We start from the raw sequence: 12946 nt of genomic DNA, 5'->3' as shown, positions 1-12946 counted from the left end.
CCGATGAGCCAATTAGACAACGGTTTTCGTTCACTGACGCTGAAGCGTTTTCCGGAAACGGACGACGTTAACCCGCTGCAGGCGTGGGAAGCGGCAGATGACTACCTGTTGCAGCAGGTAGACGAACTTGAGCCAGTCGGCCCCGTTCTCGTTCTTAACGACACGTTCGGTACGCTGGCCTGCGTGCTGGCCGAGCACAAGCCATACAGCATTGGCGACTCGTACCTAAGCGAGCTGGCAACGCGTGAAAACCTGCGCGAGAACGACATTCCGGAAAACAGCGTCACCTTCCTCGACAGCACCGCGGCTTACCCGCAGGCGCCGGGGCTGGTGCTGATTAAAATTCCTAAAACGCTGGCATTGCTTGAGCAGCAGCTGCGCGCGCTACGTAAAGTGGTGACGCCGGAAACCCGCATTATCGCGGGCGCGAAAGCGCGTGACATTCACAACTCTACGCTTGAGCTGTTTGAAAAGATTTTAGGGCCAACCACCACCACGCTTGCATGGAAAAAAGCGCGCCTGGTTAACCCGACCGTCACTAAGCCGGCGCTGGCCGACGCGCCGGAGACGCTGAGCTGGAAGCTGGAAGGGACAGAGTGGACCATTCACAACCACGCGAACGTCTTCTCCCGTACCGGGCTGGATATCGGCGCACGTTTCTTCCTTGAGCATTTACCCTCCGATCTGGAAGGTGAGATTGTCGATCTCGGCTGTGGCAACGGGGTGATTGGCCTGACGCTGCTGGAGAAAAATCCGCTGGCGCAGGTGGTATTTGTGGACGAATCGCCGATGGCCGTCGCGTCCAGCCGCCTGAACGTTGAAACCAACCTGCCGGGCGATATCGACCGCTGCGAGTTTATGATCAATAACGGGCTGTCCGGCGTGGAGCCGTTCCGCTTCAATGCGGTACTGTGCAACCCGCCGTTCCACCAGCAGCACGCGCTTACCGATCAGATTGCGTGGGAGATGTTCCACCACGCTCGCCGCTGCCTGAAAATCAACGGCGAGCTGTACATCGTGGCCAACCGTCACCTTGACTACTTCCGCAAGCTGAAGAAGATCTTCGGTAACTGCACCACGGTTGCGACGAACAGCAAGTTCGTGGTGCTCAAAGCGGTGAAGTTAGGCCGTCGGAGCTAAATCTCCAGCGCTAAACGGGTGCCCTGCGCGATAGCGCGTCGGGCATCCAGCTCCATTGCCACATCGGCCCCGCCAATCAAATGCACGGTTTTGCCCATGGCCTGTAGCGGCTCCTGCAGCTCGCGGCGCGGGTTCTGCCCGGCACAAATAATCACGTTATCCACTTCCAGCAGCTGCGGCTCTCCGCCTATGGTGATGTGCAGCCCGGCATCGTCGATGCGTTCGTAGCTTACGCCCGCCAGCATTTTCACGCCGCGAGCCAGCAACGTAGCGCGGTGGATCCAGCCGGTAGTTTTGCCCAGGCCTTCGCCCGGCTTGCTGGTTTTACGCTGCAGCAGGAAAATACTGCGCGGGCTTTTATGCAGATTCGGCCCTTCCGGGCGCAGGCCGCCAGAGGTTTGCAGGCTGGTATCAATCCCCCATTCCACGCAGAACTCGGCGATGCTCTGGCTGGTGGACGCCCCTTCCTGGCTCAGGTACATCGAGGTATCAAAGCCAATGCCGCCCGCCCCAATCACCGCCACGCGCTTGCCCACCGGCGCTTTGTCGCGCAATACGTCGATATAGCTCAGCACCTTCGGATGCCCGATGCCCTCAATCTCCGGCAGGCGCGGCTCAATGCCGCAGGCCAGTACCACCTCGTCGTAGCCGCTCAGCTTCTCGGGCTCAACGTATTGATTAAGGCGAACGTCCACGCCGGTGATGTCCAGCATCCGGCGGTAGTAGCGCAGCGTTTCGAAAAACTCCTCTTTGCCGGGGATCTGTTTGGCGATATTAAACTGCCCACCAATCTCCGCCGCGGCGTCAAACAGCGTGACGCTATGGCCGCGCCCGGCGGCGTTAACCGCAAAGGCCAGCCCGGCAGGGCCCGCGCCAACAACCGCGATGCGCTTAGTTTGCGTCGCGGGCACAACGGGCATTTTGGTTTCATGGCAGGCGCGCGGGTTGACCAGGCAGGAGGTCACTTTCCCGGCGAAAATCTGATCCAGGCAGGCCTGGTTGCAGCCGATGCAGGTATTGATTTCATCTGCCCGGTTTGCGGCGGCCTTGGAGACAAATTCAGGGTCGGCGAGGAAAGGCCGAGCCATCGACACCATATCCGCATCGCCGTCGGCCAGAATTTGCTCGGCGGTTTCCGGGGTATTGATTCGGTTGGTCGTCACCAGCGGCAGCGCGACGTGGCCTTTCAGTTTTTTGGTTACCCAGCTAAACGCGCCGCGCGGCACGGATGTAGCAATGGTAGGAATACGGGCTTCATGCCAGCCGATGCCGGTATTAATTAGCGTCGCGCCCGCTTTTTCTATCGCTTTGGCGAGCGTCACGGCCTGGTCAAAGTTGCCGCCGCCTTCCACCAGGTCGAGCAGCGACAGGCGATAGATAATAATAAATTCTTTGCCAACCCGTTCCCGCACGGCACGGACGACCTCAACGGCAAAGCGCATTCTGCGCTCGTAGTCACCGCCCCATTCGTCGTCGCGCTGGTTAGTCCGCACCGCTAAAAACTGGTTAATCAGATAGCCTTCCGAACCCATGACCTCCACGCCGTCATACCCGGCTTCCCGCGCAAGGCTCGCGCAGTGGGCGAAGTCCTCAATCAGCGTTAAGACTTCTTCGTGGCTGAGCTCGTGAGGTTTAAACGGGTTGATCGGCGCCTGAATGGCCGAAGGCGCGACCAGCTTAGGCTGATAGCTGTAGCGGCCGGTATGCAGGATCTGCAGGGCAATTTTGCCGCCTTCACGGTGAACCGCATCGGTCACAAGCTGGTGATGCGCCAGCTGTCTTTTATCGTTCAGTACCGCACCGTGGGCGATGGTCACGCCGGAGGCCGAAGGGGCAATCCCGCCGGTGACAATCAGCGCCACGCCGTGGCGGGCACGCTCGGCATAGAAAGCCGCGAGGCGCTCAGCGCCGTCCGGCAGCTCTTCCAGCCCGGTGTGCATCGAGCCCATCAGCACGCGGTTTTTCAAAGTGGTGAAGCCAAGATCCAGCGGGGCAAGCAGCGACGAGTAGCTCATAATCGGTTCCAAAATGTATACCCGTCATACTTCAAGCTGCAGGGGTGTTGGCTGCACTCCTGAACCCCAGTCACTTACTTTATGTAAGCTCCTGGGGATTCACTCACTTGCCGCCTACCTGCAACTCGAATTATCCAGGGTAACGAATTATTTTTATGTGGTCGGATGAGTTCTAATTTAGCCGTCGCGGAGCAAAAGGGAAAAGGGGAGTGCGGCGAATGTGATGAGAGTCATATTCCCGCCTCCCCGAAGGCAAAATCAGGCGCGAGCCTCCTTCAGCAGCTTCTGAATAATCTGCTCTTGCTGTTCGTAGTTGCCCTCGCCGAAGGAGACATTGCGCAGCTGTCCGCGAGCGTCGAAATAATAATGGGCTGGCCAGTACTGGTTACCGAAGGCGTTCCAGATCTGATAGTTGTTGTCGGTGACGACCGGGTAAGGCAGTTGCCATTTGCCCACCGCCTTTTTCACCGAATCGAGATCTTTCTCCCACGGGTACTCCGGCGTATGCACACCAATCACCACCAGGCCCTGATCTTTATACTTGTTGGCCCATTCGCGGACGTGCGGCAGCGCGTGCTGGCAGTTAATGCAGTCGAAGGTCCAAAAATCGATAAGCACGACTTTGCCTTTTAGCGCCTCTGGCGTCAGCGGCGGGCTGTTAATCCAGGCTGTTCCTCCGGAAAGCGGCGGCATCGCGCTGGTAGGTGCGGTATCCGCGATGGGCTGCAGCTTCGGTGCTGATGCAGCGGTTGGGGAAAGCGCCAGCAGGTGCTGCTCCAGCTTCGCGCCGAAGCCGTTGGCATTTTGCAGCACCGCCGTGGTGCCGGAGGCGATAAACGCCACGGTGGCCAGCATCGCTACGCCCGCCACACGCCGAAGCTGCGCCATCAGCGCCATTTTCTCACGCAGGCGAGCCAGCAGCCGGTGACCGCAGAACCACAGCAGCGCCAGCATCAGCGCGCAGCCGCTGCCGTAGGCCGCCAGCAGCAGGCCGGTGGTTACCGCCGAAGAGCCGGACAGGCCGATGCCGAGAATGGCCCCCAAAATCGGTCCGGCGCAGGGAGACCAGAGCAGCCCCACTGCAAGCCCCGCCAAAAAAGCGGACAGCATGCCGCGAGCGCGGTTGCTTTGGTTATTGATAGCGTTCCCCAACTGCACCGCAGGCCGCATCAGGCGTTCGGCAAGCACGGGGAAGATAAGCGTCAACGCGGCAAGCGCCAGCATCGCCAGCGCAATCCAGCGGCCAACCAGCGTGGCCTGCACGATCCACTCCCCGGCAGCGCCAACCAGCAAAGCGACGGCGGTAAACATGGCCACCATGCCGGCAAGCAGGGCGATGATTTGGCGTTTTTGACCGCGAAATGCGGCGAAAAGCAGGGGAATGACGGGCAGCGTACAGGGGCTTAATAAACTGAGCATTCCGCCAAGAAAGGCAATCAGAACGGGCATAACACACCTCACGGTTACAGGATGATTTCTGGGTATTTAACCCGCCTGATGTGTTCGTGATGTGTGGGAAAACCGTCCTGATTGTCAGTTTGTTTGTCGGCCGCTTAGCCGCATACAGAGCGATACAATCAGGAGACAGGCAGCGTGATGCCGGCCTTCAGCCCGCCCTGCGGCTGGTTGGTGAGCGTTAACTTTCCACCAAGCTGACCGACAAGCTGGGCGGCAATCGCCAGACCAAGCCCGGTGCCGCCGGTGTCGCGGTTTCTGGAGCTTTCCACGCGGTAAAAAGGCTGTAAAACGGCGCCCAGCTCCTCTTCGGGGATCCCCGGGCCGTTATCGGTAACCGTCAGCGTGACCTGGTTTGCTTCTTTGCTCAGGCTGACGTCAGCGGCGGTGCCAAACTTCAGCGCATTATCCAGCAGATTGGTCAGGATGCGGCGCAGCGCCTGGGGGCGAGTTGAAAGAGGAAGCGCCGCCTCCGGGGCAGTAAACGCCACCGCTTTGCCGACGTCCTGATAGTCGCAGGCAATGCTGTCCACAAAAGCCCGAAGTTCAAGGCGCTGCGGCGTTTCTTCCAGGCTTTCTGACGACCGCGCATAGGCGATTCCCTCGCGGACCAGATGCGTCATGTTATCCAAATCCTGCATCAGTTTGTCGCGCAGCTCCGGCTCATCGCTCATCTCAAGGCGAAGCTTCATGCGGGTAATCGGCGTCTGCAGGTCATGTGAAATAGACGCCAGGATCTGAGTGCGCTCTTTCAGGTGCCCCTGGATCCTGGCCTGCATCGCGTTAAATGCTTTTGCCGCGTGTTCAACCTCAATCGGGCCGCTTTCCTGCATCGCCGTCGTGCTTGTGCTGGCCGGCTCCAGCGCTTCAACGGCGCGGGTAAAGCGGGTAAACGGCAGTACCACCTGGCGCACGGCAAACCAGGCACAAAGCGCCAGTAGCACCAGCTGAATAGCAATCACCACCGGCAGCCAGCTTTCAATCGGCGGCATACGCGGCGTAAGGTCGATGGTCAGCGGCGAGCCGTCGGCCAGCGTCAAATGGGCCTGAATATGGGAACGCATGCCGGGAATGGCGGTGAAAGTCAGCCTGTAGCGCTCGCCCAGCGCCTCTTTCAGCGAAGCAATGGCATCTTTCGAACGTTCGTCGGCAGGCGGCTTTCCTGGCGTACCAGGGCCAAGAATATAGTGATAATTTTCCCGGGCGAGCCTGTCCAGCCAGGCGGGGCGCTCATTGGCCGGTAGCTTGTCGAGGATCGCCACGCTGGTGGAAACGTTGTTTTGCAGGTTATCCAGCATCACGCTGCGGGCGCTGTTCATTCGCTCAAGAGTGGTCAGCGCCAGGGTCAGGCCGTTAGCCAGCAGCAGGCCGACGAGAACGATGAGAAACAGTCGGGACAGCAGGGAGCGGGGCCACAGCCTCATTCTCGCGCCTCAACGATAATGACGGGCATGGAAAGTACATAGCCTTCGCTACGCACGGTTTTGATGTAGGCGGGAGTCCGTGCATCCTCGTTTAAGCGCTGGCGCACGCGGCTGACCAGCAAATCAATAGAGCGCTCGAACAGCTCGGCATCGCGGCCTTGCGTCAGGTTTAGCAGCTGATCGCGCGTCAACACGCGCTGCGGATGATCCAAAAACACGCGCAGCAGGCGGTATTCTGCGCCGCTCAGCGCAACGATCGTGCCCTGTAAATCAATTAAGTGGCGAGCGGAAGTATCCAGCTTCCACTCGCCGAAAGCGATGATCCTGCCCGCTTCGGTCACCTGCAAATTGGGCGGCAACGCGCGGAAGCGGCGGAGGATCGCTTTGATCCGCGCCAGCAGCTCGCGGGCGACAAAAGGCTTAACCACGTAGTCATCTGCACCCATCTCCAGGCCGAGGATCCTGTCGGTATCTTCGTTTCTGGCGGTCAGCATCAGGATCGGCAAGTCTTTATGTTTATCGCTGCGCAGCTGGCGGCAGAGCGTCAGCCCGTCGTCGCCGGGCATCATCACGTCCAGCACCACTAAGTCGACGTGCTGCTTGTCCAGCACGGCACGCATCTCCTTGCCGTTTGCCGCGCCGCTTGCCCGGTAGCCTGATTTTTCCAGATAGCTGACGATAAGCTCGCGAATATCGCGGTCGTCGTCCACCACGAGAATATGATCGATGTGTTCCACCTGGGGCTCCCGGCGCTAAAAGTGAAGGCTAAAACTAGCATAGCTTTTTTACTACAGCTTACCGGCATCTACTACTGCCTTCACAAACGCTTCCGTCGCTTCCTGCGGTGGGTTGTGGCCTATATTGCCGCTGAAGGTGCGGTGTTCATACTTGCCGGTAAATTTCGCGGCATACGCTGCCGGTGCAGGATGTGGTGCCCCGTTATTGTCGCCTTCAATCGTGATGCTCGGTACGGTGATGTTCGGCAGTGCGGCCAGCTTTTTCTCATCCGCCGCGTATTTCTGCTCGCCGTTTTCCAGCCCCTGACGCCAGCGATAGTTGCTTAGCGTAATGGCGACGTGATCCGGGTTATCCAGCGATTTGGCGCTGGTATTGAAGGTTTCGTCGCTGAACTTCCAGCCCGGCGAAGCCTGCTGCCAGATCAATCTGGCGAACTCATGGGTATTCTTCTCGTAGCCTGCCGCACCGCGTGGGGTCGCGAAATAGAACTGATACCACCATTGCAGCTCGGCCTGCGGCGGCAGCGGTTTTTTCCCCGCTTCCTGGCTGCTAATCAGATAGCCGCTGACCGACACCAGCGCTTTGACGCGCTCCGGGTGCAGTGCCGCCACGATATCCGCCGTGCGTGCCCCCCAGTCATACCCGCCGAAAATGGCCTGTTTGATATGTAATGCGTCCAACAGCGCAACCGTATCCTGAGCCAGCGCGGCAGGCTCGCCGTTGCGCGGCGTGGAAGGGGAAAGGAAGCGAGTGCTGCCGAAGCCGCGCAGGTTAGGCACGATAACCCGGTAGCCCTGCTTTGCCAGCTCCGGTGCTACCGTATCAAAACTGTTGATGTCATAGGGCCAGCCGTGCAGCAGCACAACCGGCTGCCCGTCTTTTGGGCCGAGATCGACATAGCCGACGTTCAGCACGCCTGCGTTAATCTGTTTTATCTGATTAGCATCGAAACCCGCCGCTTCCGCCTGGCAGGCGAAAACCACCGAGAGGGAAAGTGGAGCAATCAGCGCAGACAGGGTGAATTTGTTGAACATAATGTTTTCTCCGAAGCCGTTATAAAGTGTTCGGCTATCACATCATGGGAATGTAGGCAGCGTGTTTCCCAATCAGCCCTTTTTGCATGACGGCGTATCTGTCTATACCGGAGATACAGTGTGATACAAAGCGGTTTTACCCTCACCCTGGCCCTCTCCCTGAAAGGGAGAGGGGATAAAAAATGTTCTCAGTCCCCTGTTTTCCCCTCGCCCCTGAAAGGGAGAGGGGAAATGAAGGTTTCATGTTGTTTGTTTTCCCCCTCGCCCCTTTGGGGAGAGGGCCGGGGTGAGGGGATAAATTACCCTACAACCCTTGGTGCAAGCCCCGGTGCCTGCCACATCGATGTCGTCAGGCCGCTGTCCACCAGCGTTAACTGGTCGGCATACACCTTTTGCCACTTGCGCTTCATCTCGTCGTAAAGCTCACGGTGCGCCGGGTTCGGCGTGAACTCCCGCTGCCATTGCACAAGGCGCTCGCCGGTATTGGCCAGCGAATCGAAAATCCCGGCACCAACGCCTGCGGCAATGGCACAGCCCAACGCCGTTGCCTCTTTCACTACCGGAACACGTACCGGCAGGCCGGTGACATCGCTGAGGATCTGGCTCCACAGCGCGCCTTTTGAGCCCCCACCTGCAAAAACGAGCGAGTCGAACTTCACGCCAGAAAAGCCGGAAATCTGCTCCAGGTTACAGGCGGAGACAATCGCCGCGTTTTCCTCTAAGGCGCGAAATAGCGTGGCTTTGTTGCACTTCTCAGGGTCAATGGAAAGGTTAATGAATGACGGTGCGGCGTGGTACCACTGCTTGAAATGCATGGCGTCGGAGAAAATTGGCATCACGCCGTGGGAGCCCGCGGGCACGCGGCCTGCCATCTCTTCCATCAGCGCGTAGGTATCCACGCCGAGGCGCCCGGCAAGCAGCTTTTCTTCCGCGCAAAAGGCGTCCCGGAACCAGCGCATCGTCAGGCCGGTAAAGAAGCTGATCGACTCCGCTTGCACCATGTTGTGAATTACGTGCGGGTTAATGCGGATGTTCATATCTGGATCGGTTTTGATTGCCGGCAGGTTGACTACCTGCTGCCAGAACGTGCCGCCCAGCACCGCCGTTTGCCCGGCCCTGACGATGCCCAGCCCCAGGCAGCCCAGCTGAACGTCGCCGCCGCCCATCACCACCGGCGTGCCTTTCTGCAGCCCACTTTCTTCGGCAGCCTGCTGCGTTACGCTGCCCAATAAGGTGCCGGTTTCTTTCACCGGAGAAAGTATGTCGGCACGTAGCCCTGCCATATCGAGCAGAGCAGGGCGCCAGTCGCGGGTCGCCAGGTCCAGCATGCCGGTGGTGCCGGCGTTAGAAGGGTCAACCGCCAGCTCGCCGGAAAGTTTGGCGGCCAGCCAGTCGCTAATCATCGTGATGGTGGCCGCTTTGCGATAGATGTCCGGGCGATGGTGCGCCAGCCATAGCAGGCGCGGCATGGCGCTTAACGCCAGCGTCTGGCCTGAAACGTGGTACACCTCAGACTCGAACTGAAAGTCATGGATCTCCTTAAGCTCGCTGACCTCGCGGCTGGCGCGGGCATCCACGTTAGCGCAGGCCCAGACGGGCTCGCCGCTGCGATCGTAAAGGACGATCCCTTCCCGCATCGAGCAGCAGGAGACGGCGCTTATTGCCGAAGACGAGAGATTTGCCTTGTGCAAGGCCTCGTGGATGCAGCGGCAGGCGAGCTGCCAGTTGACGGTGAGATCGAATTCCATCGATCCCGGTACGTCGGTCACGCTGAGATGCTTCCATTCGGCCTGGCCAACGGCGATTTGCTGGCCCGATGTATCGAAGATAACGGCGCGGATACTGCCCGTTCCGGCGTCCAGTGCAAGTAAATAACTCATTCGCAGACCTCTTCCGTCGCCCGTTCAATAAATAAACTCTTATCTATTGCGGGCGATCTGGCCGATCTATTTGGATGTTTTGTGATCGCTGCACGGTTGCAATCGCCGATCCCTGACTAAGTTTTTGAACACTATCTCTTATTCACACACGGATCCGGGAGAGGACGTCATGGCAGATCTGGATGATATTAAAGACGGAAAAGACTTCGGTATTGGCCAACCGCAGGAGAACCGGGCTTTTTACCTGAAGGGAAGCGGGGCGCTGGACTGGGGCATGCAGTCGCGGCTGGCGAGGATCTTTAACCCGAATACCGGGCGCACCGTAATGCTGGCCTTCGATCACGGCTATTTTCAGGGGCCAACCACCGGGCTTGAGCGGATCGATCTCTCGATTGCGCCGCTGTTCCCTGAAACGGATGTGCTGATGTGTACCCGCGGCATTCTGCGCAGCGTAGTGCCTCCGGCAACCAACAAGCCCGTTGTGCTGCGCGCCTCAGGCGGCAACTCCATTCTTAGCGAACTCTCGCGCGAAAGCGTCGCGGTGACGATGGAGGATGCTTTACGCCTCAACGCCTGCGCGGTGGCCGCACAGATTTATATCGGCAGCGAGTATGAGCACCAGTCGATCAACAACATCATCAAGCTGGTGGATGAAGGCACGCGCTACGGCATTCCTACGCTGGCGGTGACCGGCGTCGGCAAAGAGATGGCGCGTGATGCTCGTTATTTCTCGCTGGCAAGCCGCATTGCCGCTGAGCTTGGGGCGCAGTTTGTTAAAACTTACTTTGTGGAGGAAGGTTTTGAGAAAGTCGCCGCCAGCTGCCCGGTGCCGATCGTCATCGCCGGAGGCAAAAAACTGCCCGAACAGGAAGCGCTGGAGATGTGCTTTAAGGCGATAGACCAGGGCGCGTCCGGCGTGGATATGGGGCGCAACATCTTCCAGTCTGAAGCCCCGCTGGCGATGCTGCAGGCGGTGAAAAAAGTCGTGCACGAGAATATGTCGGCCCGCGAAGCTTATCAGTTCTGGCTTGAAGCGAAACATCAGGGAGATAAGGCATGAACGTAACGCTGGTAGAAATTAACATTAAGCCCGAGCGCGTCGACGAGTTTCTGGCGGTGTTTCAGGCGAATCACGAAGGGGCTATCAAAGAGCCCGGCAATTTGCGCTTCGACGTGCTGCAGGACCCGGATGTCGCGACGCGATTTTTTATCTACGAGGCTTACCTGGATGAGGCCGCAGTGCTGGCGCACAAGAAGACGCCGCACTACCTTGCCTGCGTTGAAAAGCTGGATGAGATGATGTCTGAGCCGCGTAAGAAGCGGAGTTTTATCGGGCTGCTGCCGTAGAGATTGCCCCTCACCCTGTCCCTCTCCCCAGAGGGGAGAGGGGATAAAAAAACGGTCAGCAGGCACGGAAAACTCCCTCTCCCTTTCAGGGAGAGGGTTGGGGTGAGGCTCAATCAGCTTTCCTGCGCCTCTGCCGTCTCATCCTGCGTAACTCTCAGCCGGTAAAGCGCGTGTTTAGCGCACTCCAGCACGTGCTCACATTGCTCAATCGTCAACGTCAGCGGCGGCTCAACGCGAATGGTTTTTGAATTATTCAGCGTACCGGCCACCAGCACCTGCTGGCGGAACATCTGGCTGGCAAAGTTGTAGCCGATGTCGTTGTCGCGGAACTCAATCGCCATTAACAGCCCCTGGCCGCGCGCCTCAACGATGAGATCCGGGAACTCACGGGCCAGCGCCCGGAAGCCATCCAGCAGCAGCTGCCCTTTCTGGGCCGCCTGAGCGGGCAGATTTTCTTCCAGCAGATAGTGGATGGTTGCCAGCGCCGCCGCACAGGCCAGCGGGTTGCCGCCAAAGGTGGTGGTGTGCAGGAACGGGTTATCGAACAGCACGGAAAACACCTCTTCCGTCGCGACCGTGGCGCCTATCGGCATTACGCCGCCGCCCAGCGCTTTTGCCAGGCACAGAATGTCCGGCTGCACGTTTTCGTGCTCGCAGGCAAACATCTTGCCGGTGCGTCCCATCCCGGTTTGCACTTCATCCAGAATCAGCAGTACGCCGAACTCGTCACAAAGCTGACGCACCGCAGGCAGGTAGCCCGGCGGAGGCAGGATCACGCCGCCTTCTCCCTGGATTGGTTCAAGGATCAGCGCCGCCACGTCATCGCCGGTTTTGCGGCATTCGCTGAACTGGCTGCGCAGCGCGTCGATATTGCCAAACGGTACATGGCGGAAGCCCGGCAGCAGCGGCATAAACGGTTTGCGGAACGTGGATTTCGCCGTGGCCGAAAGCGCACCCAGCGATTTTCCGTGGAACGCGCCGCTGGTGGCAATAAAGGTAAATTTACCCCGAGGCGACTGGTATGCCTTCGCCAGCTTTATGGCCGCTTCAACGGATTCGGTGCCGCTGTTGCTGAAGAAACTGTATTTGAGTTTACCCGGAGTGAGCGTGGCCAGCGTTTTAGCGAGCATCGCCCTTAGAGGATCGAGCAGTTCCTGGCTGTGCAGGGGCTGTTTTTCCAGCTGATGCTGGACGGCGGAAACTACGACTGGATTACGGTGCCCCACGTTAAAAATGCCGAACCCACCCAGGCAGTCGATGTACTCTTTGCCCTGAGTGTCGACAAGCGTATTCAGGCTGCTCGCTTGCCACTCTACGGCTCCGTAATCCCCGCCGGCGGTAACGGACTTGCGGTACTCAAGAAATCCCGGGTTAACATGCTGCTGGAAGCTGTCGATAACCTCCCGGTTTAGCGCCTTCATCTCCTCATGGGTAAGTGACTTCTTTTCGATTATGTTCAGTGCGTGCGCCGTACAGGCAAGTGCCGAGGCGCTGGAAGGTAACCTGTTCAAAATGTGCTCCTGGGTGTGGCGTATCACGCGATACACAAAATAAGTATTGCAGGGATTGCGCCAGGTAACGTTCCGTAAGTGAAATCGGGATAAACGCCCGCAGGACTGCATCTGTGCAATAATTAATCACAATGGATTACATTTTGCGTGTTTTAATGCTGGCGGCGGCGACGTGATTTAGAGGGAAATAGGGGGTTTTGATGTATAAAAAGGCCGTTCGCCCTGAAAGGGTGCAAAAGAGCGATTCATTAGCGATGGCCTGCCCCGGATCAGGCCAGAGGCCGACCCTGTACAGCGCCATTGGGCGCGCAGACAAAGCCATGTATTACGGCCAAAACACCGGCCGCAATCGCTGCATTCTGGCTTTGTCTGACGAGGAAATGGTGACGCTGGAATAATGCG

At 58.6% G+C, this 12946-nt stretch carries 11 protein-coding genes; 4 read left to right on the top strand and 7 right to left on the bottom strand.

Annotated elements, in window-relative coordinates; all coding sequences use genetic code 11:
- Window positions 1-3: 3 nt before the first annotated feature.
- Window positions 4-1140, top strand: a complete 1137-nt coding sequence (gene rlmG / locus JT31_RS09540) for a 23S rRNA (guanine(1835)-N(2))-methyltransferase RlmG (RefSeq protein WP_038476033.1) — start codon at window positions 4-6, stop codon at window positions 1138-1140.
- On the opposite strand, the gene JT31_RS09535 is transcribed toward rlmG, so the two are convergent.
- The 6 genes from JT31_RS09535 to lsrK all read right to left on the bottom strand — a co-directional run bounded on the left by JT31_RS09535 (window position 1137) and on the right by lsrK (window position 9686).
- Entirely contained in the window at window positions 1137-3155 is a 2019-nt protein-coding gene (locus JT31_RS09535; protein ID WP_038476030.1) for an NADPH-dependent 2,4-dienoyl-CoA reductase, read from the bottom strand. The two genes, rlmG and JT31_RS09535, sit on opposite strands and share 4 nt — an antisense overlap.
- A 258-nt stretch (window positions 3156-3413) precedes the next feature.
- Window positions 3414-4604, bottom strand: a complete 1191-nt coding sequence (locus JT31_RS09530) for a cytochrome c biogenesis protein DipZ (protein ID WP_038476026.1) — start codon at window positions 4602-4604, stop codon at window positions 3414-3416.
- 128 nt (window positions 4605-4732) lie between these two features.
- Entirely contained in the window at window positions 4733-6034 is a 1302-nt protein-coding gene (locus JT31_RS09525; protein ID WP_038476023.1) for a sensor histidine kinase, read from the bottom strand.
- A complete protein-coding gene (locus JT31_RS09520; RefSeq protein WP_038476020.1) occupies window positions 6031-6771 on the bottom strand; it encodes a response regulator in 741 nt (246 codons plus the stop codon). Before JT31_RS09520 ends, JT31_RS09525 begins: the two co-directional genes overlap by 4 nt.
- A gap of 51 nt (window positions 6772-6822) precedes the next feature.
- Window positions 6823-7806: an alpha/beta fold hydrolase gene (locus JT31_RS09515; RefSeq protein WP_038476017.1), complete on the bottom strand. Its 984-nt coding sequence runs from the start codon at window positions 7804-7806 to the stop codon at window positions 6823-6825.
- A gap of 299 nt (window positions 7807-8105) precedes the next feature.
- On the bottom strand, window positions 8106-9686 hold the full coding sequence (gene lsrK / locus JT31_RS09510) for an autoinducer-2 kinase (protein WP_038476014.1): 1581 nt from the start codon (window positions 9684-9686) through the stop codon (window positions 8106-8108).
- A gap of 169 nt (window positions 9687-9855) precedes the next feature.
- On the opposite strand from lsrK, the gene lsrF reads away from it, so the two are divergent.
- The gene (lsrF, locus tag JT31_RS09505) at window positions 9856-10746 is read left to right on the top strand and encodes a 3-hydroxy-5-phosphonooxypentane-2,4-dione thiolase (RefSeq protein ID WP_038476011.1); all 891 of its coding nucleotides are present in this window, start codon (window positions 9856-9858) and stop codon (window positions 10744-10746) included.
- Window positions 10743-11033, top strand: a complete 291-nt coding sequence (lsrG, locus tag JT31_RS09500) for a (4S)-4-hydroxy-5-phosphonooxypentane-2,3-dione isomerase (protein ID WP_038476008.1) — start codon at window positions 10743-10745, stop codon at window positions 11031-11033. The genes lsrF and lsrG overlap by 4 nt, the downstream gene beginning before the upstream one ends.
- A 113-nt stretch (window positions 11034-11146) precedes the next feature.
- Here the strand turns inward: lsrG and ygjG are convergent, their stop codons facing one another.
- Window positions 11147-12544 (bottom strand): putrescine aminotransferase, encoded by a 1398-nt coding sequence (gene ygjG, locus JT31_RS09495; RefSeq protein WP_200882458.1) that lies wholly within the window; start codon window positions 12542-12544, stop codon window positions 11147-11149.
- Between the two features lie 200 nt (window positions 12545-12744).
- Here ygjG and JT31_RS24270 point away from each other — a divergent pair, with 200 nt between their 5' ends.
- Complete coding sequence (locus JT31_RS24270) at window positions 12745-12942, top strand: hypothetical protein (protein ID WP_038476005.1); 198 nt, start codon at window positions 12745-12747, stop codon at window positions 12940-12942.
- Window positions 12943-12946: the final 4 nt, after the last annotated feature.

Origin of the sequence: Cedecea neteri (assembly GCF_000757825.1) — a bacterium.
Lineage (GTDB): Bacteria > Pseudomonadota > Gammaproteobacteria > Enterobacterales > Enterobacteriaceae > Cedecea > Cedecea selenatireducens.
Note: the sequence above shows the minus strand (reverse complement) of the source record. Positions and strands in the feature narration are given on the sequence as shown.

Bases quoted from the DNA above. Each gene is read 5' to 3' on its own strand.
- rlmG (WP_038476033.1), top strand. From the start codon at position 4: ATGAGCCAATTAGACAACGGTTTTCGTTCACTGACGCTGAAGCGTTTT.
- JT31_RS09535 (WP_038476030.1), bottom strand. From the start codon at position 3,155: ATGAGCTACTCGTCGCTGCTTGCCCCGCTGGATCTTGGCTTCACCACT.
- JT31_RS09530 (WP_038476026.1), bottom strand. From the start codon at position 4,604: ATGCCCGTTCTGATTGCCTTTCTTGGCGGAATGCTCAGTTTATTAAGC.
- JT31_RS09525 (WP_038476023.1), bottom strand. From the start codon at position 6,034: ATGAGGCTGTGGCCCCGCTCCCTGCTGTCCCGACTGTTTCTCATCGTT.
- JT31_RS09515 (WP_038476017.1), bottom strand. From the start codon at position 7,806: ATGTTCAACAAATTCACCCTGTCTGCGCTGATTGCTCCACTTTCCCTC.
- lsrK (WP_038476014.1), bottom strand. From the start codon at position 9,686: ATGAGTTATTTACTTGCACTGGACGCCGGAACGGGCAGTATCCGCGCC.
- lsrF (WP_038476011.1), top strand. From the start codon at position 9,856: ATGGCAGATCTGGATGATATTAAAGACGGAAAAGACTTCGGTATTGGC.
- lsrG (WP_038476008.1), top strand. From the start codon at position 10,743: ATGAACGTAACGCTGGTAGAAATTAACATTAAGCCCGAGCGCGTCGAC.
- JT31_RS24270 (WP_038476005.1), top strand. From the start codon at position 12,745: ATGTATAAAAAGGCCGTTCGCCCTGAAAGGGTGCAAAAGAGCGATTCA.